Source organism: Streptomyces mexicanus (genome assembly GCF_902506575.1).
In the GTDB taxonomy this organism is placed as follows: domain Bacteria; phylum Actinomycetota; class Actinomycetes; order Streptomycetales; family Streptomycetaceae; genus Streptomyces; species Streptomyces mexicanus.
This window is the reverse complement of sequence record NZ_LR732544.1, coordinates 3,700,034-3,724,981: the sequence shown is the minus strand read 5'-3', so window position 1 is coordinate 3,724,981 and position 24,948 is coordinate 3,700,034. Positions and strand designations below refer to the sequence as shown.

Genomic DNA, 24,948 nt, shown 5'->3' with positions numbered 1-24,948 from the left:
GGCCCCCGGCCCCCCGGCCCCCGAGTCCGAGCCGCCGCTGTCGCACGCGGTCAGCGCCAGCGCGCCGAGCAGTGCCGCGGCCGCGATCCGCGCCGTGGCCCTCCGCACCCGCGCCGCCCGCACAACTCGCGCCGCCCGCACAATTCGTGCCGTCCGCGCCGTGGTGGTGCTCCTGGTCGCCGTGGTCACTGCAAGCCCCCCAACTCGGAAGCGGCCGGCCGCCGCGCGGCCGGACGTCACCCCCGGCAAGCTACCAGGGAGTAGGCAGCGCGGGGAGGATGTGCGCGGCCCTCGCATGGTCGGTGCGTTCCGGGGCAGACGCTGGGGGACAGTTGGCAAAGGACACGTCAAAGCCGGTCGTCACCGGCCGGTCGTGTAATCGCCGCACCACTGCGCGTGCACGTGCATATGCTCGCGCAGCTGCACGTGAACCACGTTATGATCCGGGTCAGTTGACCAATGCATCCATGGCCACACCAGCCAGTGCACCATCGGGGAGCGACCTGTGGACCACGACGTTGACGGCGGGTACGGGGAGTGCGACGTGTACAACGGCATGGCGGCCACACTGCTGCGCGGGGTGACCTGGCAGAAGAGCCGGCACAGCAACTCGCAGGGGTCCTGCGTGGAGTTCGCGCGGCTGCCGGGCGGCGAGGTGGCGGTGCGCAACTCGCGTTTCCCGGAGGGGCCGGCGCTGGTCTACACACGCGCCGAGATCGAGGCGATGCTGCTGGGCGTGAAGGACGGCGAGTTCGACCACCTGGTCGCGGGCTGACCCGGTGTCAGGTCACAACCGCAGCGCGGCCGGTGCGCGCCGACGTACGCGTCCCGTGTCGTGACACGCGTAGAACCGCAGCGTCGGCCGAGCCGCCCCCGGCCGACGCTGCGCCTGCCGTCGTCACACGGTCGTCCGACCGCCGTCCGTCAGCCGGAACAGCGCCCACACGACCTTGCCGCCCAGCGCGCCCGCGAGCGGATGCCAGCCCCAGCCGTCGCTGAAGGAGTCGACGAGGAACAGTCCCCGGCCCGACTCGGCGGAGTCGGCGCAGACGTCGTCCGGGTCGCGGGTGACGGGATTGACCTGGCTGGGGTCGCGCACGGCGCACACCAGGTGCCCGGTCCGGTGCATCAGGTGCAGCCGCACCGCCGGCGCCGGGTGGGACGCCACCTGCTCGCGTCCGCGCGCCGCCGGCAGTGCGTGCCGCAGGGCGTTGGTGACCAGTTCCGAGACCACCAGGCAGACGTCGTCGCAGCGCTCGTCGAGTCCCCACTGGTCGAGCGTGCGGCGGGTGAACCGTCTCGCCTCGCGCACGGCCTCGTAGCGGGCCGGCAGGGCGCAGGAGGCGGCATCGGACACGGCCGCGGGGTCCAGTGGCGGAAGGCCCTGCCGTAACGGCTCGAGCATGGTCGATCCATTCGTCCCCATGCGAGGCACTCCCGGGATTTCGCGGTCGTTGCGATGCAGATCGTTGCGATGCAGCGGTGGCGCGGGGACCATGGTTTCGGATGCGGCGGGCGGATGCAAGGGCAGATGCACGTGCACGTGACCGGAATCAGCCCTCCCGTACCGCTTGCTGGCCATTTTTTCCGCCGTCTTCTCGTCTGCCGTGCGCCTTCTTCTTGACGCCTGCTTGCCGTGTTCCGTGCGTTTTCGGTGAAGACCGGCCGGGGCGCGGCCTCCACGGTTGCGTAATCGCGCGAGTACTGCTCGGAGTGATTTAGTGGCAGACTTCGGCCCTTGAAGGACCGTTGGGGAGGCTGGCGAACGTGAGCGCGGGAGAGCCCGGATCGGTGGTGCGGCGGATGCTGCTCGGCTCGCAACTCAGGCGGCTGCGGGAAGCGCGGGGGATCACCCGGGAGGCGGCGGGGTACTCGATCCGCGCCTCGGAGTCGAAGATCAGCCGGATGGAGCTGGGCCGGGTGAGCTTCAAGGCACGTGACGTCGAAGACCTGTTGACCCTGTACGGCATCACGGACGAGGCGGAGCGCACCTCACTGCTGTCCCTCGTCAAGGAGGCCAACGTCGCGGGCTGGTGGCACAGTTACTCCGACGTCCTGCCCAGCTGGTTCCCGACCTACGTGGGCCTGGAGGGCGCCGCGTCGCTGATCCGTGTCTACGAGGTGCAGTTCGTGCACGGACTGCTGCAGACCGAGGCGTACGCCCGCGCGGTGGTCCGCCGCGGCATGAAGGACGCGAGCGAGGCCGATGTGGAGCGGCGCGTCGCCCTGCGCCTGGAACGGCAGAAATACCTCGTCTCCGAGCACGCTCCCGAACTGCACATCGTCCTGGACGAGGCCGCCCTGCGCCGCCCCTACGGCGACCGCGAGGTGATGCGCGGCCAGTTGCAGCACCTGATCGAGATGTCCGAGAGGCCCAACGTGCGCCTGCAGGTGATGCCGTTCAGCTTCGGCGGCCACGCCGGCGAGTCCGGCGCGTTCACGCTGCTCAGCTTCCCCGAGCCCGACCTGTCCGACGTCGTCTACGTCGAGCAGCTGACCAGCGCCCTGTACCTGGACAAGCGCGAGGACGTCGCCCAGTACGACAAGGCGCTCACGGAGCTGCAGCACGACAGCCCCGGCCCGGACGAGAGCCGCGACCTGCTGCGCGGACTCCTGCAGCTCTCCTAGGACCACGGCTCTCCCAGGACTGCGCTTCTCCCAGGACCACGGCTCTCCTAGGGGCCTTCGCCGCTCCCCGAAGACCGCGCGAAGACCCCCAACCCGACTCGCCCACACGTACGATGACGTCCCATCAGACTCCGCGAGCCCGGGATGCGAGGGAGCACATGTCGTCCTACTTCACCGACCTGGCCCAGCAGTACATCGACGGCGAGTGGCGCCCGGGCACCGGCTCCTGGGACATCATCGACTTCAACCCGTACGACGACGAGAAGCTGGCCTCGATCACCATAGCCACGGTCGAGGAGGTGGATCAGGCCTACAGGGCGGCGGCCCGGGTCCAGAAGGAGTGGGCCGGAACCAACCCCTACGTCCGCCGTGCCGTCTTCGAGAAGGCACTGCGCCTGGTCGAGGAGCGCGAGCAGGAGATCACCGAGCTGATCGTCGCCGAGCTGGGCGGCACCCGCCTCAAGGCCGCCTTCGAGCTGCACCTCGTCAAGGAGTTCCTGCGCGAGTCGGTGCACCTGACGCTCAGCCCGCAGGGCACCATCCTGCCCTCCCCGGGCGACGGCAAGGAGAACCGCGTCTACCGCGTCCCGGTCGGCGTCGTCGGTGTGATCAGCCCCTTCAACTTCCCCTTCCTCCTGTCGGTGAAGTCGGTCGCCCCGGCCCTCGCGCTCGGCAACGGCGTGGTGCTCAAGCCGCACCAGAACACGCCGATCGCCGGCGGCACCCTGGTCGCGAAGATCTTCGAGGACGCCGGGCTGCCCGCCGGTCTGCTCAACGTCGTCGTCACCGACATCGCCGAGATCGGCGACGCCTTCATCGAACACCCCGTCCCCAAGGTGATCTCCTTCACCGGCTCCGACAAGGTCGGCCGGCACGTCGCCACCGTCTGCGCCTCCCACTTCAAGCGCGCGGTGCTGGAACTCGGCGGCAACAGCGCCCTCGTCGTCCTGGACGACGCCGACCTCGACTACGCCGTGGACGCGGCCGTCTTCAGCCGCTTCGTCCACCAGGGCCAGGTGTGCATGGCCGCCAACCGCGTCCTGGTGGACCGCTCCGTCGCCGAGGAGTTCACCGAGAAGTTCGTCGCCAAGGTGAAGTCGTTGAAGTCCGGCGACCCGCGCGACCCGCTGACCGTCATCGGCCCGGTGATCAACTCCACCCAGGCCGCCGCCGTCGCGGCCGTCGTCGAGCAGGCGCTCGCCGAGGGCGCGACGGCGCTGGTGCGGGGCACGAGGAGGGACAACCTGGTCGAGCCCTCCGTCCTGACGGGCGTCCCCGCCGACTCGCCCCTGCTCCAGCAGGAGGTCTTCGGCCCGGTCGCCTTCCTCGTCCCCTTCGACGGCGAGGAGGAGGCGGTCCGGATCGTCAACGACACCCCCTACGGCCTGAGCGGCGCGGTGCACACGGCGGACATCGAGCGGGGCGTCGCCTTCGCCCGGCGCATCGACACCGGCATGTTCCACGTGAACGACGGCACCGTCCACGACGAGCCGCGCGTCCCCTTCGGCGGCGAGAAGCACTCCGGCATCGGCCGCCTGAACGGCGAGACGACCGTGGACGCCTTCACCACGCTGAAGTGGATCTCCGTGCAGCACGGGCGGAGCGGCTTCCCGTTCTGAGTCCTTCGGCGCTCCCCGGAAGCAGCGACGAGAACGGCCTCCACGGCGGACGGCATGTGACCTGACGGCTCCGTCGCCGGACGGGAAGACGGCGTTCGCGCTGGTGGAGCCGGCAGGCGCGGCCGGTCCGCGGGAGCAACCGCGCCCCGTACGCTCACGGACTTGCACCTCACGCCACGTCAGGGCCGACCGTGGAGTGCGTACCGAGAAGGGAGCGGGGAGTGAGCTACTCCGTGGGACAGGTCGCCGGTTTCGCCGGGGTGACGGTGCGCACGCTGCACCACTACGACGACATCGGCCTGCTCGTACCCAGCGAGCGCAGCCACGCGGGCCACCGGCGCTACAACGACGCCGACCTCGACCGGCTGCAGCAGATCCTGTTCTACCGGGAGCTGGGCTTCCCGCTCGACGAGGTCGCGGCCCTGCTCGACGACCCGGACGCGGACCCGCGGGAGCACCTGCGGCGCCGGCACGAGCTGCTCACCGCCCGGATCGAGAAGCTGCAGAAGATGGCCGCGGCGGTGGAGCACGCCATGGAGGCACGCACGATGGGGATCGATCTCACGCCCGAGGAGCGTTTCGAGGTCTTCGGCGACAAGGACCCCGCGCAGTACGCGGAGGAGACCGAGCAGCGCTGGGGGAACACGGAGGCGTACGCCGAGTCCCGGCGCCGCGCCGCCACCTACACCAAGGAGGACTGGAAGCGCATCCAGGCCGAGGTCGACGACTGGCAGGAGCGGTACGCCGCCCTGGTGGCCGCCGGCGAGCGGCCGACCGGCGAGGCGGCCATGGACCTGGCCGAGGAGCACCGGCAGCACATCAGCCGGTGGTACTTCGAGGTGCCGTACGAGATGCACCGGTGCTTCGCGGAGATGTACGTCTCCGACGAGCGCTTCAAGGCGTACTACGACGCGATGCGGCCGGGCCTCGCCGAACACCTGCGCGAGGCGATCCTCGCCAACGCCGGGCGCCGCACCGCCGGCTCCTGACCGGACCCGGAAGGGGCTGACTGACCGGGCCGGGCGGGCCTGACCGGGCCGGCCGGGCCCGGGCGGGTGAGGACCGGTCGGCGGGGTACCCTTCCGACCCCTGTGGAACGCGAGCCGTACACCATGCGTTGATAGTTTGTGCGGCAGCATCACGGAGGCCGAACCGCCGCCGTCCGTCCTCACCCCTTCAGGAGCCCGGTAACGTGACGACGCTTGCCCTCGGCCCGAGCTGGCTCGATCCGAACTACCTCCTCGACACCTTCGGCATCTGGGGCCTGCTCCTCGTCGTGTTCGCCGAGTCGGGTCTGCTGATCGGGTTCTTCCTGCCGGGCGACTCCCTGCTGTTCACCTGCGGCCTGCTGATCACGTCGCACCAGATGGACTTCCCCCTGTGGGCGGCCATCGCGCTGATCTGCCTCGCCGCGGTCCTCGGCGACCAGGCGGGCTACATGTTCGGCAGAAAGGTCGGCCCGTCCCTCTTCAACCGGCCGGACTCCCGCCTGTTCAAGCAGGAGAACGTCACCAAGGCGCACGAGTTCTTCGAGAAGTACGGCCCCAAGTCGCTGGTGCTGGCCCGTTTCGTGCCCATCGTGCGCACCTTCACGCCGATCATCGCGGGCGTCAGCGGCATGCGGTACCGCTCGTTCCTGGTCTTCAACGTGATCGGCGGTGTGCTGTGGGGCGCGGGCGTGACCCTGCTGGGCTCCTGGCTGGGCAACATCGCCTTCGTCAAGAACAACATCGAGGCGATCCTCATCCTGATCGTCCTGGTCTCGGTGATCCCGGTCGCCATCGAACTGCTCAGGGCCCGGGCGAAGGGCAAGAGGGAGCCGCAGCCGCCCGCCGCGCCCCAGCACCCGCAGGCGCAGCAGCCCTACGCCCAGCAGTACGCCGCGCAGCCGTACCCGCAGCAGCAGCCGGTCATGGACGACGCCACGACCCGCCTGCGCCGCATCGAGCCGCCCTACCAGCAGTACGGCGAGCAGAACCAGCAGTACGGCGAGCAGAACCAGCAGTACGGCGAGCAGCAGCCGTACCCCCAGCAGCCGTACCCTGAGCAGCCGGACCACCAGCAGGGCCGGCCGCAGAACCACCCGCAGGGTCACCAGCAGAACGAGCAGCACTACGGCGGCGGCTACGGTCAGCAGCCGTACGCCCAGCAGCCGTACCCCGAGCAGCCCCACCCGCAGCAGTCCTACGGTGCCCCCGCGGGCGACTACGCCCCGCAGCCGGGTCCGGACCCCCGCTACCGCCACCAGGACCCGGACGCGCCCTACCCCGACGGCGGCGGCTCCTACCGCCGCTGAACCCCCGCACCCGGACGACAGGGCCGAGGGACCCCTCGCCCGCTTCCGAAGGCGACCGCGTCCGCCGGCTAGAAGCCCCTCGTCCGCTTCGCCGCCCGGCGGCCCGCCGCACGGCCGGCGCCGGGCACCCGCAGGAACAGCCGGGAGATCTCAGAGCCGAGGTTCACGCCGATCGCGATGGCCATGGCGAGCGAGACCGCCTTGGCCAGTGACACCAGCCCCTTGTCGATGTGGTTCTGCGCGATCGACAGCAGCCCGAAGTACGTCGACGAACCGGGCAGCAGCGGGCCGATGGCGGCGGTCGTGTACGGCAGCGCGGAAGCGAACCGGTAGCGGGCCATCAGCTGCCCGAACAGGCCCACCAGTCCCGCCGCGACCGCCGTGGAGGCCACCGGGGAGAACCCGGCGACGTAGTGCATCGCGCCGTACACCACCCAGGCGACCCCGCCGTTGAGCGTCACCAGCAGCACCGTGGACCGCTCCTGCTGCAGCAGCACCGCGAAGGTCAGCGACAGCAGCATCGACGCGACGATCTGCATCACCGGCCGGTTGCTGACCCCGAGCATCGCGTCCGGGTCGAGCGGGGCGCCCAGCTTCACGCCGAAGTACAGGACGGTCAGCACGCCCGTGACGATGCCGACGAAGAAGTACATGACCTCCAGCAGGCGCGCGGAGGCGGTGATGTAGAACCCGGTGAGGCCGTCCTGCACGCCCGCCACCAGCGCCCGCCCCGGCAGCAGCGCGAACAGACCACCGGTGATGACCGCGGAGGCCTTCACGTCGACGTGCGCCACCGTGAGGGCGACGCCGAGCGCGGCCGGCGGCATCGCGGCAACGGTGAACTGGTAGAACTCCGGCAGCCCGCGGCCCGCGCACAGCCAGGCCAGCCGGTCGCCGAGCATCGCGCCGACCGCGGCCGCCACGAACACGATCAGGTCACCGCCGACCAGCAGGGAGGCCGCACCCGCGAGCAGCCCGGCGGACGCGGTGAGCGCCCAGCCGGGGTAGGGGTGCCGGTTGCGTCGGATCTCGGCCAGCCGCCGGTAGGCCTCCTCCAGGGAGACGTGGGTCTCCGGGTCGCTCAGATCGTCGACGAGCTGGAAGACGGCCGCGAGGCGGGTGTAGTCGGTGCCCCGGCGGCGCACCACGCGGGAGGCCGACACGGGGTCGTCCACCAGGGACGGCTGGTAGGAGATGGACAGCAGGGTGAAGGTGACGTTCGGCTCGCAGCGGTCCAGGCCGTAGGAACGGCAGACCGCGAACATCGCCGTCTCCACGTCCTCGGCGCCCTCGCCGCCGGCGAGCAGCAGCTCGCCGATACGCAGCGTCAGGTCGAGCACGCGCGGGACGGCCGGGCCGCCCTCCTCCGTCTTCTGCACCGGCTCCAGGGCCGGACGCTCGGCCACCGGCATGCGCAGCATCGTGCGCATCCGGTCCTGCCAGGGGACGTCCTTGGTCAGGCTGACCGCGGGGACGCCGCCGGGCGGGGTGAAGGCGGCCGGCGCCTGCCGGGCGCTGTAGATGCGCGGCAGGCTGAACGCCGAGCCCTCCGGCTCCGCGGTCGGCGGCTCGGGCACCTCCAGGCCGTCCGGGATGGCGAACTCCGAGGTGGTCTCGGACTCGCTGCCGGTCCGCGGCACGGCCAGCCCTTCCGGGACGGCGAACTCGGACGTCGTGGACGACTCCCCGTCCGGCCCGGAGGGCACGACGGGGAGGGGAATCACCTGGGTCACCGAGGAGGGCGAGACGGCGGGAGAGGCCTTGGCCTCTCGGGTCGCCTGCGTTTCCTTGGTCGCTGAGGCCGCGGCGTTCGCCCCTGCCCCGCTGGTCACGGTGGCCCCACCGGCCTCAGTGGCCGCATTGTTCGCCTTCGCCTGCTCCGTCGCAGCAGCCGCAGTATTCTCCTTTGACCCCTTGGTCACAGAAGTCCCACCGGCCGCCTTGGTCGCATGTGGCACGTTCATCACCTGCGTCGCCTGCGTCACCGACGATCCCGCGCGGCGCCCGAAGGCGCTCCTCGCCTCGTCCGACTTCGGCTTGCGGTCCTCCGCAGGCTTGCGGTTCTCCGCATCCGTCACTGGGCAACGCTCCCTGAACTACACGTTCCGTAGGCCTCAGTATGCGCGGCGGTCCGGGCCCCAAACCGAAAGGGCCGCGTCACCCACCCGGGGTGTCCGCGGCCCTTTCCGTGTCGTGGGTCAGTGACCGCCGTGCTCCTGGAAGCGCTTGATGGACCGCTCGATCTCCGCCTCGGCGTCGGCGCGGCCGACCCAGTTGGCGCCCTCGACCGACTTGCCGGGCTCCAGGTCCTTGTAGACCTCGAAGAAGTGCTGGATCTCCAGGCGGTCGAACTCCGACACGTGGTGGATGTCGCGCAGGTGCTCCACCCGCGGGTCGGAGGCGGGCACGCACAGCACCTTGTCGTCGCCGCCGGCCTCGTCCGTCATCCGGAACATGCCGATCGCGCGGCACTTGATGAGGCAGCCGGGGAAGGTCGGCTCGTCCAGGATGACCAGCGCGTCCAGCGGGTCGCCGTCCTCGCCGAGGGTGTTCTCGACGAAGCCGTAGTCGGCCGGGTAGCTGGTCGAAGTGAAGAGTCGACGGTCCAGGCGGATACGACCGGTCTCGTGGTCCACCTCGTACTTGTTCCGCGAACCCTTCGGGATCTCGATCGTGACGTCGAACTCCACCGGTGGCTCCTCCATGATCAGCACATAGTTCTGGTGATTAAGTGTCCCCCACGCAGGTGTGTGATCGCGAAAGGGGCTGGTGGTCGTGCCGGAGCCGAGGGGCTGGCGGGCCGCGAAACCGCGTCTGACGGGCCTGGCGCGGGCCGCAGGGCCACGTCTGGCTCGACTGACACAGACCGCACGACCACGGCTGGCACGCGCCGTACGGCCGCGGCTGGCACGGGCCGCACGGTCCGTGACACCGCGGATCGCACGGCTCACGACCGCCGCAGGCCCGCGGCCGGCACGGCCACGGCCCTGGCAGTCCCCCGCGCCCGCCGCCACCGCCGGTCTGGCACTGGCCGCCGGTGTGGTGACCGCCGCCGGTCCCTGGGACTCCTCCGGCCAGCGTACGGCCGAGCGGGACCGGGCCGCCGCCCTGGAGCGCGCGGGTGGCGCAGATCACGGCCGTGGTTCCGATACGTCCGCTCCGTCCGGCACCGCCGCCGACGGGCTGCGGCCCGCGCCCAGCGCCCCGCCCGTGCTGGTCGGGCCCGGGCGAAGCGGGCGCCAGGCGAACCCGGCGGCCGGAGCGCCCGCCCTCGCCGGCGTCCTCGCCCCGCTGCTGCGCGACCCCGCGCTCGGCGGCCGCCACTCCGCCGTCGTCCTCGACCTGACCACCGGCCGGCGGCTCTACGGCCAGGACGCCGACGCCGCGTTCACCCCCGCCTCCACCACCAAGATCGCCACCGCCACCGCCGCGCTGTCCGCCCTCGGCCCCGACCACCGCTTCACCACCCGAGCCGCCCTGGAGCCCGGCACCGCCGGCCTCGTCCTGATCGGCGGCGGCGACCCCACCCTCACCGCCCGCGCCCAGCCCCGCGGCTGGGCGAGCCTGCGCACCCTGGCCGACCGCACCGCCGCCGCGCTGACCGAGCGCGGGCTGAAGGAGGTGACGCTGTCGGACGACACCAGCCTGTACGCCGGCCCCGACCTGCACCCCATCGGCGTCAACGACAACCTGGCCCGGGTCACCGCCCTGATGGCCGACGAGGCCCGCACCGACGGCTCCGGCAGCGGCCCCGCCCCGCGCGCGGCCGACCCGGCCGCCGCGGCCGCCCGCGCCTTCGCCGGCTTCCTGCGGGACCACGGCATCCGCACCGGCGCGCCCGCCCCCGCCAAGGCGACCGGCCGCGCGCAGACCCTCGCGTCCGTCTCCTCGCCGCCGCTGTCCGACGTGGTCGAGCGCATGCTCACCAACAGCGACAACGACATCGCCGAGGCCCTGGCCCGCCAGACGGCCGCCGCCACCGGCGAACGGCCCGACTTCGCCGGGGGCGCCCGGGCGATCGCCGACCGGCTGGCACGGCTGGGGCTGCCCCTGACGGGCGCCGCCTTCCACGACGGCAGCGGCCTGGACCGCTCCGACAAGCTCACGGCGGACCTGCTCACCGCGCTGCTGCGCGAGGCCGCCGACCCCGCTCACCCCGGTCTCCGGCCGATCCTCACCGGGCTGCCGGTGGCCGGTTTCACCGGCACCCTCGCCGACCGCTACAGCGGCGACGGCGCGGCCGGGATCGTCCGCGCCAAGACGGGCACCCTCACCGGCGTGAACACACTGGCCGGAACCGCCGTCGACCGGGACGGCCGCCTGTTGGCCTTCGCCTTCCTCGCCGAGGACACCACCGACCCCCAGGCGGCCCAGTCCGCCCTGGACCGCGCGGCGACGGCCCTGGCGGGCTGCGGATGCCGCTGAGCCGTCCGCGTCCGGCCGGCGGACGACCGTGGCGACCGGGCGCGGGCGGGACGAGGGCATGCCGGGCACCCGCGGCGGGCGGACGCGGGCAGGACGGCGGAAGCAGACGCCCACGACGGCCGGACGCGGCCGGGACGACGGAAGCAGACACCCGCCTTCCGTCGGCCCACCCGCCCGCGCGACCCGGACCGCACCCACGTCACAGCCTGCCCCCAGCGGCAGTGCTCACGTACGGTTGACGCATGACGAGCATCGGTGGTGCCGCAACTCCCGGGATGATCGACTGGAATCTCGCGGTGGCGACCGCGACCCGGCTGGTCAGGCCGGGCCCCGAAGTCAGCCGCGACGAGGCCCGCGCCGTCGTCGCGGAGCTGCGCCGGCATGCCAGAGCCTCGGAGGAGCACGTCCGGGGCTTCACTCGTCTGGGCACGGAGGAGGGCCACGACACGCCCGTCCTCGTCGTGGACCGCCCGGGCTGGGTCAAGGCGAACGTCGCCGGCTTCCGCGAGCTGCTCAAGCCGTTGCTGGACAAGATGCAGCGACGGCGCGGCGGCGGCCCCGGCGGCGCGGTCCTGGGCGCCGTGGGCGGCAAGGTCACCGGCGTCGAGCTGGGCATGCTGCTGTCGTTCCTCGCCTCCCGGGTGCTCGGGCAGTACGAGACGTTCGCCCCGGCCTCCCGCGAGCTGCCGGCGGGCGACGGCGGCGGACGGCTGCTGCTGGTCGCGCCGAACATCGTCCACGTCGAGCGCGAGCTGGACGTCGCACCGCACGACTTCCGCCTGTGGGTGTGCCTGCACGAGGAGACGCACCGCACGCAGTTCACCGCCGTGCCCTGGCTGCGCGATCACCTCCAGGGGGAGATCCAGGCGTTCCTGGCGGAGACCGACGTCGACCCGATGGCGTTCCTGGAGCGGCTGCGCGAGGCCGCCCAGTCGCTGGTCGGCGGCCGCCCCGAGGGCGAGGAGGACGACGCCGGGCACTCCCTGGTGGAGCTGGTGCAGACCCCGGCCCAGCGGGAGATCCTCGGCCGGCTCACCGCCGTGATGTCCCTGCTGGAGGGCCACGCCGACTACGTCATGGACGGCGTCGGCCCGGACGTCGTGCCGAGCGTGGCGGAGATCCGCGAGAAGTTCCAGCAGCGCCGCGCCAAGGGCGCCTCGCGCCTGGACACGGCCCTGCGCAAGCTGCTCGGCCTGGACGCCAAGCTGCGCCAGTACCGTGACGGCGAGCGGTTCGTGCGCGCCGTCGTCGACCAGGTCGGCATGGACGGCTTCAACCGTGTGTGGACCTCCCCGAACACGCTCCCGACCAAGGCGGAGATCGCCAAACCGGCGGACTGGATCGCGCGGGTGCACCGCAAGGCGGAGTCGTGAACCGATGCGTACGGGGGTGAACCGAATCCGGCCGACGGCAGGCGAACGCCCCGCCAATCACCCGTCCGAGGGACCGTGGTCGATGGGTAGGCGTGCAATGCTCGGGGAACGGCCCGTTTCTGTCACCATCGACACACTCTGAGTGACCGACTCGGGCTCACCCCCCGAAAACTTCCGTGAAGGGAACCGGACATGGGTCCCCATCCTGCGGTCGCGGCGATACGCCTGGCGGTACGCCGCGTCCTCCACGACATCCTGAACGAGCAGACCTCCCGCGCCCCGTACGCCGTGCACGCCCCGGCTGTCGCGCACGCCCCCTACGCCGCGCCGGGCGCCCCCCTCGCACCGGCGCGGCGTAGGGGGCGTGCGCGACAGCCGGGGCGTGCACGGCGTACGGGGCGCGGGAGGTCTGCTCGTTCAGGATGTCGTGGAGGACTCCCGGTGCTCGTGCGCCGCCCGCCCCAGTGCGGCCGCCTCCGCCTCGGCCAGCCGCTGCTCGGCCGCCCCGTCGGTGGACCGGGGCAGCCACCAGTACAGCAGCGCCGAGGCGGGCAGTCCGACGACCGTCTCCTATACCCCACTGACGCTGCCGACGACCCCCCACGGCGCGCACCCGGCGGGCCCCCGCGGACCCGTCGGCGCCCCTCGTGCTCGTGGCCTGCTCCGGCGGCGCCGACTCCATGGCGCTCGCCTCCGCCCTCGCCTTCGAGGCCCCCCGGCTCGGCGTCCGCGCCGGCGGCGTCACCGTCGACCACGGCCTGCAGGCCGGCTCCGACCAGCGCGCCGAGGAGGTCGCCCAGCGGCTGCGCGAGCTGGGCCTGGACCCGGTGGAGGCCGTCGCCGTCCGCGTGGGCCGCGAGGGCGGGCCCGAGGCCGCCGCCCGCGACGCGCGCTACGCCGCCCTGGACGCCGTCGCCGAACGCCACGGCGCCGCCGCGGTCCTCCTCGGTCACACCCGCGACGACCAGGCCGAGACGGTGCTGCTCGGCCTCGCCCGCGGCTCCGGCATCCGCTCCCTGTCGGGCATGGCCGCGGTCTCGGGGGCCGGCGGCCGCTACCGGCGCCCGTTCCTGCACATCGACCGCCAGACGGCCCGCAAGGCCTGCATGGTCCAGGCCCTGCCCGTGTGGGACGACCCGCACAACACCGACCCCGCCTACACCCGCTCCCGGCTGCGCCACGAGGGACTGCCCGCCCTGGAGAAGGCGCTCGGCAAGGGCGTCGTCGAGGCCCTGGCCCGCACCGCCCAGCTCTCCCGGGACGACGCCGACGCGCTCGATGCCTGGGCCGGCCAGGCCGAGGCCGCCGTACGCGACGACACCGGCCGCCTGGAATGCGCCAAGCTGTACGCCCTGCCCCCCGCCGTACGCCGCCGCATCCTGCGCCGCGCCGCCATCGAGGCCGGTGCCCCGGCCGGTTCGCTGTTCGCCCGCCACATCGAGGAGATGGACCGGCTGATCACCGGCTGGCGCGGCCAGGGGGCCATCAACCTCCCCGGCAAAGTCGTCGTCCGGCGGCAGGGGGGCAGACTGGTGATTCGGCAAGGCTGAATCCTTCCCCCGCGGGGGAGGCGCCGGTCTCCCCGAGGGGGAGGGTCCCGGTGGCCGGTCCCCCCAGCCGGGGCGGGCCGCGGCAGCCGGTGGGACGACCGACCGAAAGTGATGCGGGTGGACGCGAAAGACATGGGTGCCGACCTCGAGAAGGTGCTCATCACCAAGGAAGAGATCGACGCCAAGCTGGCCGAGCTGGCCGCGAAGATCGACGCGGAGTACGCGGGCAAGGACCTGCTGATCGTCGGTGTCCTCAAGGGCGCCGTCATGGTCATGGCCGACCTGGCCCGGGCGCTGTCCACCCCGGTCACCATGGACTGGATGGCCGTGTCGTCCTACGGGGCGGGCACCCAGTCCTCCGGCGTCGTGCGGATCCTGAAGGACCTCGACACCGACATCAAGGGCCGGCACGTCCTGATCGTCGAGGACATCATCGACTCCGGCCTGACCCTGTCCTGGCTGATCAACAACCTCGGCTCGCGCGAGCCCGCCTCCCTGAAGGTGTGCACGCTGCTGCGCAAGCCGGACGCCGCGAAGGTCGCCATCGACGTGGAGTGGGTCGGCTTCGACATCCCCAACGAGTTCGTCGTCGGCTACGGCCTGGACTACGCCGAGAAGTACCGCAACCTGCCGTTCGTGGGAACGCTCGCGCCCCACGTCTACGGCGGCTGAAACCCCGGGCGGCCGTGGGCCGCGCGGTGATCGGGAACCCCGGCGGCGCCGTGCGCGTTGGAGCATGCAGACGGGAACGCCAGCCGTCCCGTGCGGCTTCGAGCCACAATGCTGGGGTACCGTCAGAAGAACTGTCTTATCAAACTCACTATGGCAGGAGGGACGGGGCGGCACCGCTCCGTATGGATGGACGTGAAGCGATACTTCCGTGGGCCGGTCATGTGGATCGTGCTGGCCGTCCTTGCCGTGGTCGTGTTGATGCAGGTCGTCGGCTCGTCCGGCGGCTACAAGACGGTGGACACAGGCCAGGTCGTAGCGGCGATCAATGACAACCGGGTCCAGCAGGCCAAGCTGACCACCGGCGACGAGCAGACCATCAAGGTCGAACTCAAGGACGGCCAGAAGGTCGACGGCAGCTCCAAGATCCAGGCGAGCTACATCGGCGACCAGGGCGTGACCATCGCCAACACGCTGCAGACCAAGTTCCAGGACAAGCAGATCCCGGACGGCTACACCGTCTCGCCGTCCAAGCAGAACCCCTTCGTCGGCGTGCTGCTCTCCCTGCTGCCCTTCGTCCTCATCGTCGTCGTCTTCCTGTTCCTGATGAACCAGATGCAGGGCGGCGGCTCCCGGGTGATGAACTTCGGCAAGTCCAAGGCCAAGCTCATCACCAAGGACACCCCGAAGACGACCTTCGCGGACGTCGCGGGCGCGGACGAGGCCGTGGAGGAGCTGCAGGAGATCAAGGAGTTCCTGCAGGAGCCGGCCAAGTTCCAGGCCGTCGGCGCGAAGATCCCCAAGGGCGTGCTGCTCTACGGCCCGCCCGGCACCGGCAAGACCCTGCTCGCGCGGGCCGTCGCGGGCGAGGCCGGCGTGCCGTTCTACTCGATCTCCGGTTCCGACTTCGTCGAGATGTTCGTCGGTGTCGGTGCCTCCCGGGTCCGTGACCTGTTCGAGCAGGCCAAGGCCAACGCGCCGGCGATCGTGTTCGTCGACGAGATCGACGCCGTCGGCCGCCACCGCGGCGCCGGCCTGGGCGGCGGTCACGACGAGCGCGAGCAGACCCTGAACCAGCTGCTCGTCGAGATGGACGGCTTCGACGTCAAGGGCGGCGTGATCCTGATCGCCGCGACCAACCGGCCCGACATCCTCGACCCGGCGCTGCTGCGCCCGGGCCGCTTCGACCGGCAGATCGCCGTCGACCGCCCCGACATGCAGGGCCGGCTGGAGATCCTCAAGGTCCACCAGAAGGGCAAGCCGGTCGCGCCCGACGTCGACCTGGCCGCCGTCGCCCGCCGCACCCCCGGCTTCACCGGTGCCGATCTGTCCAACGTCCTGAACGAGGCCGCGCTGCTCACGGCCCGCAGCGACAAGAAGCTGATCGACAACAAGATGCTGGACGAGGCGATCGACCGCGTCGTCGCCGGCCCGCAGAAGCGGACCCGGATCATGTCGGACAAGGAGAAGAAGATCACCGCGTACCACGAGGGCGGTCACGCCCTGGTCGCGGCGGCCTCGCCGAACTCCGACCCGGTCCACAAGATCACGATCCTGTCCCGCGGTCGCGCCCTCGGCTACACGATGGTCCTGCCGGACGAGGACAAGTACTCCACCACGCGCAACGAGATGCTGGACCAGCTGGCCTACATGCTCGGCGGTCGCGCGGCGGAGGAACTGGTCTTCCACGACCCGACCACGGGCGCCGCGAACGACATCGAGAAGGCCACGGCCACGGCCCGCGCGATGGTCACCCAGTACGGCATGACCGAGCGCCTCGGCGCCATCAAGTTCGGCGGCGACAACACGGAGCCGTTCCTCGGCCGTGAGATGGCCCACCAGCGCGACTACTCCGAGGAGGTCGCCGCCCTGGTGGACGAGGAAGTCAAGAAGCTCATCGAGAACGCGCACAACGAGGCCTGGGAGATCCTGGTCGAGAACCGCGACGTGCTCGACAACCTCGTCCTGGCCCTGCTGGAGAAGGAGACCCTGGGCAAGGAGGAGATCGCGGAGATCTTCGCACCGGTGGTCAAGCGCCCGCCGCGGCCCGCGTGGACCGGCTCCTCCCGGCGCACCCCGTCCACCCGTCCGCCGGTGCTCTCCCCGAAGGAGCTGGCTCTGACCAACGGCGCGAACGGCGCGGCGATCAGCACCGTGAAGTCCACGGCCGCGGACCCCGCCCCGGCGACGGAGCAGTCCCCGGAGGACCGTCCGGAGAACTGACGAACGGCCCCTCCGGGCGCCCTCCGGCCCCGGAATGTATGCCGCGCCCCCTGGGTTCTAGCCTGGGGGCGCGGCATTCTGCATGTCCGCAGCTGAGACACACAGGAACGAGGCTTCACATGACCGACCCCGTGACGCTGGACGGCGAAGGCACCATCGGCGAGTTCGACGAGAAGCGCGCCGAGAACGCCGTACGCGAACTCCTGATCGCGGTCGGCGAGGACCCGGACCGCGAGGGCCTGCGCGACACCCCGGCCCGGGTGGCGCGGGCGTACAAGGAGATATTCGCGGGGCTGTGGCAGACGCCCGAGGACGTGCTGACGACGACGTTCGACCTGGGCCACGACGAGATGGTGCTGGTGAAGGACATCGAGGTGTTCTCGACCTGCGAGCACCACCTGGTGCCGTTCCGGGGCGTCGCCCACGTCGGCTACATCCCGTCCGCCAGCGGGAAGATCACGGGCCTGTCGAAGCTGGCCCGGCTCGTGGACGTCTACGCCCGCCGGCCGCAGGTGCAGGAACGACTCACCACGCAGATTGCCGACTCCCTGATGGAGATCCTGGAGCCGCGCGGGGTGATCGTGGTCGTGGAGTGCGAGCACATGTGCATGTCGATGCGGGGCATCCGCAAGCCCGGCGCGAAGACCCTCACCTCGGCGGTGCGCGGCCAGCTGCGCGACGCGGCGACCCGCAACGAGGCGATGAGCCTGATCATGGCGAACTGACGAGCCTGGCCATGGGGGAGTGACGAGCCCTGGCCGTGGCGCAGTGACGGAGCCGGCGGCGGACCGGACGGGCCGGCGGCCGGGCTGTCGTCCGGTGCGACGGCGCAGGCCGCCGGGCGGCTCATGTCGTGCGGGCGGGCGGCTTCACGCCGCCGGTTCCGCCCCGCCGTGGTTGTCGTCGTCGTCCTCGGGGAGTCTGCAGACCCGCTCCAGGAACAGGGCCGCCGCTATTACCGCGAGCCCCGCCAGGACCGAGAACCCGGCGTAGAGGGCCTGGTCGCGGCGGGTGGGGATGTCGAGAAGTTCGAGCAGGAAGACGCCCGTGCCGCCGTACATGCCGGCGACCAGGGCCGCCACCAGGGCGCTGGCCTGGCCGAAGACGACCGCCCGGGCGGCCATCAGCGGATCGACGCCCTTGGCGCCGGGACGCCGCTCGCGCTGGGCCTTCAGACGGGCGCGCAGCGACAGTGCCGTGGACAGCAGGACCACGGCGATCAGCGCCAGGACGACGGGAGCGGCCAGGGGCACGCTGGGCAGTGTCCCCACCGCGTTCCACAGGCGGGCGCCCGCCCACGACAGCACGCCCGCGACGACGAACACGCCGATCAGCACCCTGATGCGCAGCTCTTTCACGGTGTCCCTTCAGCTCCCCCGGACCGCGGTCGGGCGTGGTCGGCCCGGTCCGGCCCCCCGTCGGGGCAGGTCGCGCCGCTAACGTCGTTGAGGATCTTCTTGACCTTAACGACTACTCGGGCAGGTGGAGTTCCAGGTCCGCGCGCGGGGCGACGCCGGCCCGGGTGACGGCGGTGAGCAGGCCGGCCACGGGCCCGTGCCCGGGCAGCTGCGCGTCGGGGTCCACGTCGTGCCACGGCGCCAGCACGAAGGCGCGCTCGTGGGCGCGCGGGTGGGGCAGGGTCAGCCGCGGGTCCTCGCAGACGACGTCGGCGTAGGAGACGATGTCGACGTCGATGGTGCGCGGGCCCCAGCGCTCGTCGCGCACCCGGTGGAAGGCCTCCTCGATGGCGTGGGCCCGCTCCAGCAGGGAGGACGGCGGCAGCGTCGTCTTCACGACGACGACCGCGTTGAAGTACGACGGCTGGGAGCCGGGCTCGACGCCCCACGGTTCCGTCTCGTACACCGGGGAGACCGCCTTGACGCGCACGCCGGGGGTGTCCTCCAGGGCGTCGACGGCACCCTGGAGGGTCTCCAAGCGGTTGCCGAGGTTGGAGCCGAGGGAGAGCACGGCCCGTTTCGGGTTCTGCAGGGTGGTGTCGGCTGCGTCGACCTTCTCGACGACGGAGGCGGGCACCGGCTGGACGGTCGGGTCGGTGGGACCCTGGCTGAAAGGTGCGGTCATACTCGGCTCCGGGTGATGGTGACGGTCACGTCGTCGAAGGGCACCGTGATCGGCGCGTCCGGCTTGTGGACGCACACCTCGACCTCCTGGACCCCTTCGTGCTTCAGACAGGTCCGGGCGATGCGCTCGGCGAGCGTCTCGATCAGGTTCACGGGCTCGCCCTCCACCACGGCCACGACCTCTTCGGCCACGATGCCGTAGTGCACGGTCTTCGCCAGGTCGTCGTCCGCCGCGGCCGGACGGGTGTCCACGCCCAGGACGACGTCCACGAGGAAGGTCTGGCCCTCCTCGCGCTCCTTGGGGAACACTCCGTGGTGCCCGCGGGCCTTCAGGCCGCGCAGCGCGACACGATCCACGCGAATCACTCCTGCAATCGTCGGTGACGGCCGGTTCCCACCGCGTGCGGGCGGTGCGCCGGCCTCGAACGAATCTACCCGCGGCCACCGACAGCGCCGGGCCGCGGGGACGGCCGCGCGGCCCGGGCGGGGGAAGCTTCACCTGACGTTTCCCCTGGAGAACCCGGTCGCTCACGGACCGGTGGCCGCCCGCGCCCGCGTCATCGTGATTCCGGCCACGTCCAATGCTCGCCTGCGTTCGCTCATGCTGCGCCTACCCGCTCAGGCGGCGCTGTCGTCCGGATGTCCCTCGTCCGTGTCGTTCTCGGCCAGGACCGGGGAGGCGTGGTGCGACCACAGCTTCCAGCCGATCGGGGTGCGCCGGAACACGTTCGTGGCGACCACCAGCTGCCCGACCAGCGGGCCGGGCTCGTCGCCGCCGTCGGGGGCGGGGCCGCCGCTGAGGATGTTCTCGGTGCAGGTCACCAGGGCGGTGTCGCCGGTGACCGAGACGTGCACGTCGGTGAGGAAGAACTGGATGTAGTCGGTGTTGGCCATGATCAGCGCGTACGAGCGCAGAACCTCGCCGCGACCGGTGAGCACCGGCCAGCCGGGGTGCACGCAGGAGATCACGCCGGTCTCGGCCGGGTCGTGGTACTCCTCGTCGACGCCCAGGTCGGCGGGGGTGAGCCAGAGCGAGGTCAGTTCCTCGAAGTCGCCGCGCTCCAGTGCCTCGTAGTAGGCGGTGTTCGCCGCCTCCACCTGCTCGACGTCGGTGTGCGGGGCGCTCACCGGGCGTCCTCGGCTCCCCGCGCGGAGCCGGACGCGCCGGAGGCGGTGCGCGCCTTTGCCACGGCGCGCGCGACGCGTACCGCGTCCGCCGTGGCGCGCACCTCGTGCACGCGCACCGCCCACGCGCCGGCCTGCGCGGCGAGCGCGGAGACCGCGGCGGTAGCCGCGTCACGCTCGCGCGCGGGCGGCGGCGCGCCCTCGGGGCCGGCCAGCACCCGGCCGAGGAAGCGTTTGCGGGAGGCGGCGACCAGCAGGGGGTGGCCGAGGCCGAGCAGGCGGTCCAGGTGGGCCAGGAGCGTCAGGTCGTGCTCGGCCTCCTTGGAGAAGCCGAGCCCGGGGTCGATCACGACGCGGTCGGGGCGGATGCCGCCCTCCAGCACGGCCTCCACGCGCGCGTGCAGCTCGTCGACGACCTCGGTGACGACGTCGTCGTAGACGCCGTGGACGGCCGCGCCCTGCAGGAAGCCGCGCCAGTGCATGACCACGAAGGGGGCGCCCGCGTCCGCGACCACGGGGATCATGGCGGGGTCGGCGAGGCCGCCGCTGACGTCGTTGACGAGGGCGGCGCCGGCCGCGAGCGCCTGCTCGGCGACGCGGGCCCGCATGGTGTCCACGGAGATCGTCACGCCCTCGGCCGCCAGGCCGCGCACCACGGGGATCACCCGCCGCAGCTCCTCGGCCTCGTCGACGCGGGGTGCGCCGGGCCGGGTGGACTCGCCGCCGACGTCGACCAGGTCGGCGCCCTGCGCGACCAGGTCCAGGCCGTGCTTGACGGCGGTGGTCGTGTCGAACCAGCGGCCGCCGTCGGAGAAGGAGTCGGGGGTCACGTTCACGACCCCCATGACCGCGCACCGGTCCCATGCCGGAAGGCCCGCCACTCGGCCGCGCCCGCTGTGGTTGCTCATACGTTCAGCCTAGGGCCTGTCCCGAAGGCCCCGCCTGCCCCGCCGGGCCCGCCTCCGGAGCGCCGCTTGTGCGCCGGGAGCGGGCCGGCCCCCGCGGGGAGCGGGGGCCGGGGCGAGTGTCAGGCCGCGCGGACGTCGTGCTCGGCCACCGTGTGCGCGCACGGGCGCTCGGCGGCGCGGCGGCGGCGCAGGAAGCGCGGCAGCGGCAGCGCGAGGTTGACGAAGCCCTCCGCCTGCATGGCGGCGAAGCCGATGCGCGGCAGGTCCGCGGAGGCGCGGTAGACGACGAACCGCGGCTCCCAGCGCGGCTGGAACTTGGCGTTGAACTTGTACAGCGACTCGATCTGGAACCAGCGGGAGAGGAACACCAGCAGCCCCCGCCAGGCCCGCAGCACCGGCCCCGCGCCGATCTTCTCGCCACGCGCCAGCGCCGAGCGGAACATCGCGAAGTTCAGCGAGACGCGGGTGATGCCGAACTTCGGGGCCGCCTGCAGCGCGGCCACGATCAGCAGCTCGTTCATCCCCGGGTCGGCCGAGCGGTCGCGCCGCATCAGGTCCAGCGAAACGCCGTCGGGGCCCCAGGGCACGAAGTGCAGGATCGCCTTCAGGTCGCCGTACTCGCCCGGCTCGTCGTCCTGCTTGTGCGCGGTCGCTATGAGGCAGTCACCGTCGGCGGGGTCGCCGATGCGGCCGAGCGCCATGGAGAAACCGCGCTCGGTGTCGGTGCCGCGCCAGTCGTCGGCGGCGCGCCGGATGCGTTCCAGTTCGGCATCGCCCAGGTCAGCCACGCGCCGCACCCGGGTTTCGTAGCCGGCCCGCTCGATGCGCTTGACCATCTGGCGGACATTGCGCATCGCGCGTCCGGCGAGCGAGAAATCCGCGACGTCCACCACCGCCTCGTCGCCCAGTTCCAGGGCGTCCAGGCCGGTCTCCCGGGTCCAGACCTGGCCGCCGGTCTCCGAGCAGCCCATCACGGCGGGCGTCCAGGAGTGGGCCTTGGCCTCGTCCATGAAGCGCTCGATGGCGCCCGGCCAGGCCTCGACGTCACCGATCGGGTCGCCGCTGGCGAGCATCACCCCGGAGACGACGCGGTAGGTGACCGCGGCCTTGCCGCTGGGGGAGAAGACGACCGCCTTGTCGCGGCGCAGCGCGAAGTGGCCGAGGGAGTCCCGGCGGCCGTGCTTGGCCAGCAGCTCGCGCAGCCTGGCCTCGTCCTCCTCGGTGAGCCGGGCGGCCGGGTGCTCGGGGCGGAAGGCCAGGTAGATCGTGGTGACCGCGGTGATCCAGCCGAGCGCGCCCAGGGAGAAGGCGACCGTCCAGGAGGTGTTGCCCTGGTAGTCGACGGGGCCCTCGAAGCCGACCAGGCCGTAGACGACGTGGGTGAGCCGGTCCGCCAGGCTCGGGTTGCCGACCATGCGGTGCGGGTGGACGCTCACGATGAGCAGGCCCAGGAGCACCGAGCCGGTGCTCATGAGGACGAAGTTGGTCAGTGCCCGCCAGCGGCTGCGCGGGTCCGGCAGGGCCGCGAACTCCTTGCGGTGGATGATCAGCGGCGCGAGCAGCGCCAGTGCGATGATGACGCCGATCACGGAGTGCCGGTAGACGAACTCGGCGGCGGCACCGGCGGGCAGCAGGGCCACGGCGGCGCGCCAGGCGCGCCGTTTGCGTCGTTTCAGACCGTGCGCGAGCAGCAGCAACAGCACGCCCGCGCTGAGCGAGAGCGCCGCGGCGAAGGGGCCGAAGGAGCCGGGCAGCACCTCGGCCATGGCGTGCATCCGGCTGTGCCGGAAGCGCGGGAAGACGCCCGCGGCGATGTCCAGGAGCCCCACGACCGCGCACGCCCGGCCGATCAGCGCGGGAACGGCCTCGGGGCGCGGGCCGCGCAGGATGCGCCGCAGTCGGCCGGAGCGACCCGGAACCTCACCCGACATTTCCCCATCTATCCTGACAGACATCGCATCCCGTAGTTCCGCGAGAGATCTTGATTCCGGTGCCGAACCGGGCAACCGGCGACATTGCGCCCTCTAGGACGGTGTCTGGGGGAAGCAGGTTCACTCGCCACCGGAAAACCGGGTCAAAGGCCAGGGAAAGTCCGGGCAAGCCACCGCCAGGCGGGGGCGGCCCGGGGGGAAGTGCAGGCAGGAAAGAGCCCATGGGTCTCACAAGCAAGAAAGTGCTGGCGCTGGCGGTACTGTGCGCCGTGCTGCTGTTCGTCGCCACGGTGTGGCTGTGGCCGCGGCTGGCCCGCCGCAACTGGCGGGCCGTCAGCGGACGCGTCGGCATCCTGCTGGCCACGCAGGTGGCGCTGTTCGCCTGCGTCGGGCTCGCCGCCAACCAGGCCTTCGGCTTCTACGCGAGCTGGGCGGACCTGTTCGGGCAGGAGACCGGCCAGGGCGTCGTGGTCGACCACGCGGCCGGTGGCGGAGCGGGCGGCGCGTTGCAGGTGGTCGGCACCCAGAAGGTGCAGCTGTCCGGCGGATCCGTGCCGCAGCTGACCGGGCAGATACAGAAGGTCGACATAGAGGGCCGCAGGACGCACATCGCCACGCCCGCGTACGTCTACCTGCCGCCGGAGTACTTCCAGCCGCAGTACCGCGCGCGGACGTTCCCCGCGGCCGTGGTCCTCACCGGTTACCCCGGCACCACCGAGGCGCTCATCAGCAAGCTCAACTACCCGCGCACGGCGCACGACCTGGCCAAGAAGGGGCGGATGCAGCCGATGATCCTGGTGATGCTGCGGCCGACGCTGGCGCCGCCGCGGGACACCGAGTGCGTGGACGTCCCGGGCGGCCCGCAGACCGAGACGTTCCTCGCCAAGGACCTGCCCGACGCCGTCCTGTCCCACTACCGGGCCGGCAGGGGAGCCGGCAGCTGGGGCATCATGGGTGACTCCACCGGGGGTTACTGCGCGCTGAAACTCGCCATGCACCACCCCGAGCGGTACACCGCGGGCGTCGGTCTGTCGGCGTACTACAAGGCGCCGATCGACCCGACGACGGGTGATCTCTTCCACGGGAACAGGAATCTGCGCAATCGCGCGGACCTGATGTGGAGCATCAAGCACCTTCCCGCTCCGGAGACTTCACTGCTCGTCACCAGCAGTAAACACGGCGAGACCGACTACAAATCCACGCTGAAGTTCATCGAGGCGGTCAGGGCGACGAACAAGACCCGTATCGCCTCGATCATCCTCGACAGCGGCGGGCACAACTTCAACACCTGGAAGCGCGAGATCCCCCCGGCGCTGCAGTGGATGAGCGGGCACCTGATGGACCGCTGAAAATGATCTTGAAAGGAGGGTCGCGGGCCTGTGGAGAAGCACCGGAAAGGGCCCTGAACTCGGCTTCGCCGGTCCCCGGCGGGCGTTGGGAACTGCTGACGTCCCGTTAAGATTTCGGTATGGCCGCCTTTTTGCGGGGCGGCCCACCATGATTCACCTACGCGCGGTAAGTTTCTGGCCATGCCACGTGGACGTCACCGCCATTCCCCACCCCTGCACAGATTGCTGCCGCCCTCGGCGATCGCCGGTGTCTCCCTCGTCTGCGCCGTGGGCCCGTGGGTGTCCACGACACCGGTGGTGCTGCGCCTGCTCGCCGCGGCCGCCGCGGTGACGGCGGTGTCCGGGGCGGTCGTCATGCGCCGCTGGGACGCGCAGGCCGGCCGGAAGGGCGCCGACCTCACGCGCGCGCGGGCGAGCGACGAGTGGCGCTTCGAGGAACGCCTCGCCGAACTCGAGGGCGATCTGGAGGAGTCGCGCGAGCTGCGCGTCCGCCTGGAGAACAAGCTGCGCGCCAAGCGGTCGGAGCTGGCGGGCCTGCGCAACGAGCACGCGGCGCTGCTGCGCCGGTACGCGACTGCCGAGACCGAACGCGCCAGCGCGCTGGAGGGCCGCCGCCAGCTGGAGCTGGGGGCCGGCTCTCCGTCCCGCGCGCTGCCGGCCGCGGCGGCCGACCGCCGGCCCGCCGCGCGCGAGCTGGCCGCGGGCGCCGTGGCCGGCGGAGGCTCGGGTGCCGCGGACACGGCGCTCCGGGACGCCGCGGAGAAGCAGGTG

20 protein-coding genes and 2 pseudogenes are annotated in these 24,948 nt (G+C 71.9%); 13 read left to right on the top strand and 9 right to left on the bottom strand.

The window, feature by feature from the left end; all coding sequences use genetic code 11:
- The first annotated feature begins 505 nt into the window (after positions 1 to 505).
- Positions 506 to 775 carry a DUF397 domain-containing protein gene (locus tag GV126_RS16605; protein ID WP_028420999.1) on the top strand — a complete coding sequence of 90 codons (270 nt, stop codon included), beginning with the start codon at positions 506 to 508 and terminating at the stop codon, positions 773 to 775.
- 123 nt (positions 776 to 898) lie between these two features.
- On the opposite strand, the gene GV126_RS16600 is transcribed toward GV126_RS16605, so the two are convergent.
- On the bottom strand, positions 899 to 1,405 hold the full coding sequence (locus GV126_RS16600) for an ATP-binding protein (RefSeq protein WP_159667313.1): 507 nt from the start codon (positions 1,403 to 1,405) through the stop codon (positions 899 to 901).
- A 386-nt stretch (positions 1,406 to 1,791) separates the two neighbouring features.
- Here GV126_RS16600 and GV126_RS16595 point away from each other — a divergent pair, with 386 nt between their 5' ends.
- From GV126_RS16595 to GV126_RS16580, 4 genes are all read left to right on the top strand, one after another.
- Entirely contained in the window at positions 1,792 to 2,628 is an 837-nt protein-coding gene (locus tag GV126_RS16595; protein ID WP_500305281.1) for a Sco1979 family transcriptional regulator, read from the top strand.
- A gap of 158 nt (positions 2,629 to 2,786) precedes the next feature.
- Entirely contained in the window at positions 2,787 to 4,247 is a 1,461-nt protein-coding gene (locus tag GV126_RS16590; RefSeq protein WP_159667310.1) for an aldehyde dehydrogenase family protein, read from the top strand.
- A 221-nt stretch (positions 4,248 to 4,468) separates the two neighbouring features.
- Entirely contained in the window at positions 4,469 to 5,236 is a 768-nt protein-coding gene (locus GV126_RS16585) for a MerR family transcriptional regulator (protein WP_159667307.1), read from the top strand.
- A 203-nt stretch (positions 5,237 to 5,439) separates the two neighbouring features.
- Positions 5,440 to 6,543: a DedA family protein gene (locus GV126_RS16580; protein WP_159667304.1), complete on the top strand. Its 1,104-nt coding sequence runs from the start codon at positions 5,440 to 5,442 to the stop codon at positions 6,541 to 6,543.
- A gap of 68 nt (positions 6,544 to 6,611) precedes the next feature.
- On the opposite strand, the gene GV126_RS16575 is transcribed toward GV126_RS16580, so the two are convergent.
- Together GV126_RS16575 and GV126_RS16570 are read right to left on the bottom strand one after the other, a co-directional pair.
- Complete coding sequence (locus GV126_RS16575) at positions 6,612 to 8,507, bottom strand: threonine/serine exporter family protein (protein ID WP_419796003.1); 1,896 nt, start codon at positions 8,505 to 8,507, stop codon at positions 6,612 to 6,614.
- A 234-nt stretch (positions 8,508 to 8,741) separates the two neighbouring features.
- A complete protein-coding gene (locus GV126_RS16570; RefSeq protein WP_028420992.1) occupies positions 8,742 to 9,233 on the bottom strand; it encodes an inorganic diphosphatase in 492 nt (163 codons plus the stop codon).
- Positions 9,234 to 9,312: 79 nt separating this feature from the next.
- Between GV126_RS16570 and dacB the strand changes: the two genes are divergently transcribed.
- The 6 genes and pseudogenes from dacB to folE all read left to right on the top strand — a co-directional run bounded on the left by dacB (position 9,313) and on the right by folE (position 17,508).
- Positions 9,313 to 10,968, top strand: coding sequence for a D-alanyl-D-alanine carboxypeptidase/D-alanyl-D-alanine endopeptidase (gene dacB, locus GV126_RS16565; RefSeq protein WP_159667301.1), 1,656 nt, complete (start codon positions 9,313 to 9,315; stop codon positions 10,966 to 10,968).
- Between the two features lie 242 nt (positions 10,969 to 11,210).
- A complete protein-coding gene (locus tag GV126_RS16560; protein WP_185946710.1) occupies positions 11,211 to 12,341 on the top strand; it encodes a zinc-dependent metalloprotease in 1,131 nt (376 codons plus the stop codon).
- Positions 12,342 to 12,958: 617 nt separating this feature from the next.
- A pseudogene (gene tilS / locus GV126_RS16555) lies at positions 12,959 to 13,891 on the top strand (tRNA lysidine(34) synthetase TilS); the annotation flags it as partial.
- A 111-nt stretch (positions 13,892 to 14,002) separates the two neighbouring features.
- A complete protein-coding gene (gene hpt, locus GV126_RS16550) occupies positions 14,003 to 14,563 on the top strand; it encodes a hypoxanthine phosphoribosyltransferase (protein ID WP_037753105.1) in 561 nt (186 codons plus the stop codon).
- A 186-nt stretch (positions 14,564 to 14,749) separates the two neighbouring features.
- Positions 14,750 to 16,783 carry an ATP-dependent zinc metalloprotease FtsH gene (ftsH, locus tag GV126_RS16545; RefSeq protein WP_028420987.1) on the top strand — a complete coding sequence of 678 codons (2,034 nt, stop codon included), beginning with the start codon at positions 14,750 to 14,752 and terminating at the stop codon, positions 16,781 to 16,783.
- Between the two features lie 119 nt (positions 16,784 to 16,902).
- Positions 16,903 to 17,508, top strand: a complete 606-nt coding sequence (gene folE, locus GV126_RS16540; protein ID WP_159667298.1) for a GTP cyclohydrolase I FolE — start codon at positions 16,903 to 16,905, stop codon at positions 17,506 to 17,508.
- Positions 17,509 to 17,652: 144 nt separating this feature from the next.
- Here folE and GV126_RS16535 read toward each other — a convergent pair whose 3' ends face one another.
- The 6 genes from GV126_RS16535 to GV126_RS16510 form a co-directional block, all read right to left on the bottom strand.
- Positions 17,653 to 18,141, bottom strand: coding sequence for a DUF3180 domain-containing protein (locus tag GV126_RS16535; RefSeq protein ID WP_159667295.1), 489 nt, complete (start codon positions 18,139 to 18,141; stop codon positions 17,653 to 17,655).
- Between the two features lie 112 nt (positions 18,142 to 18,253).
- Positions 18,254 to 18,865, bottom strand: coding sequence for a 2-amino-4-hydroxy-6-hydroxymethyldihydropteridine diphosphokinase (gene folK, locus GV126_RS16530; RefSeq protein ID WP_159667292.1), 612 nt, complete (start codon positions 18,863 to 18,865; stop codon positions 18,254 to 18,256).
- Positions 18,862 to 19,221, bottom strand: a complete 360-nt coding sequence (gene folB, locus GV126_RS16525) for a dihydroneopterin aldolase (RefSeq protein ID WP_159667289.1) — start codon at positions 19,219 to 19,221, stop codon at positions 18,862 to 18,864. Before folB ends, folK begins: the two co-directional genes overlap by 4 nt.
- 261 nt (positions 19,222 to 19,482) lie before the next feature.
- Positions 19,483 to 19,992, bottom strand: a complete 510-nt coding sequence (locus tag GV126_RS16520; protein WP_159667286.1) for a nuclear transport factor 2 family protein — start codon at positions 19,990 to 19,992, stop codon at positions 19,483 to 19,485.
- Entirely contained in the window at positions 19,989 to 20,897 is a 909-nt protein-coding gene (gene folP, locus GV126_RS16515) for a dihydropteroate synthase (protein WP_159667283.1), read from the bottom strand. The genes GV126_RS16520 and folP overlap by 4 nt, the downstream gene beginning before the upstream one ends.
- A gap of 119 nt (positions 20,898 to 21,016) precedes the next feature.
- Positions 21,017 to 22,828 (bottom strand): phosphatidylglycerol lysyltransferase domain-containing protein, encoded by a 1,812-nt coding sequence (locus GV126_RS16510; RefSeq protein ID WP_159667280.1) that lies wholly within the window; start codon positions 22,826 to 22,828, stop codon positions 21,017 to 21,019.
- A 221-nt stretch (positions 22,829 to 23,049) separates the two neighbouring features.
- Between GV126_RS16510 and GV126_RS16505 the strand changes: the two genes are divergently transcribed.
- Positions 23,050 to 24,177, top strand: a complete 1,128-nt coding sequence (locus GV126_RS16505) for an alpha/beta hydrolase (protein WP_159667277.1) — start codon at positions 23,050 to 23,052, stop codon at positions 24,175 to 24,177.
- 180 nt (positions 24,178 to 24,357) lie between these two features.
- Positions 24,358 to 24,948, top strand: a pseudogene (locus GV126_RS16500) (hypothetical protein); the annotation flags it as partial.

Excerpts from the sequence above, each read along its gene's own strand:
- GV126_RS16600 (WP_159667313.1), bottom strand. The coding sequence starts at position 1,405 with ATGCTCGAGCCGTTACGGCAGGGCCTTCCGCCACTGGACCCCGCGGCC.
- GV126_RS16590 (WP_159667310.1), top strand. The coding sequence starts at position 2,787 with ATGTCGTCCTACTTCACCGACCTGGCCCAGCAGTACATCGACGGCGAG.
- GV126_RS16575 (WP_419796003.1), bottom strand. The coding sequence starts at position 8,507 with ATGAACGTGCCACATGCGACCAAGGCGGCCGGTGGGACTTCTGTGACC.
- GV126_RS16560 (WP_185946710.1), top strand. The coding sequence starts at position 11,211 with ATGACGAGCATCGGTGGTGCCGCAACTCCCGGGATGATCGACTGGAAT.
- hpt (WP_037753105.1), top strand. The coding sequence starts at position 14,003 with ATGCGGGTGGACGCGAAAGACATGGGTGCCGACCTCGAGAAGGTGCTC.
- ftsH (WP_028420987.1), top strand. The coding sequence starts at position 14,750 with ATGGACGTGAAGCGATACTTCCGTGGGCCGGTCATGTGGATCGTGCTG.
- folE (WP_159667298.1), top strand. The coding sequence starts at position 16,903 with ATGACCGACCCCGTGACGCTGGACGGCGAAGGCACCATCGGCGAGTTC.
- folK (WP_159667292.1), bottom strand. The coding sequence starts at position 18,865 with ATGACCGCACCTTTCAGCCAGGGTCCCACCGACCCGACCGTCCAGCCG.
- folP (WP_159667283.1), bottom strand. The coding sequence starts at position 20,897 with ATGAGCAACCACAGCGGGCGCGGCCGAGTGGCGGGCCTTCCGGCATGG.
- GV126_RS16510 (WP_159667280.1), bottom strand. The coding sequence starts at position 22,828 with ATGTCGGGTGAGGTTCCGGGTCGCTCCGGCCGACTGCGGCGCATCCTG.
- GV126_RS16505 (WP_159667277.1), top strand. The coding sequence starts at position 23,050 with ATGGGTCTCACAAGCAAGAAAGTGCTGGCGCTGGCGGTACTGTGCGCC.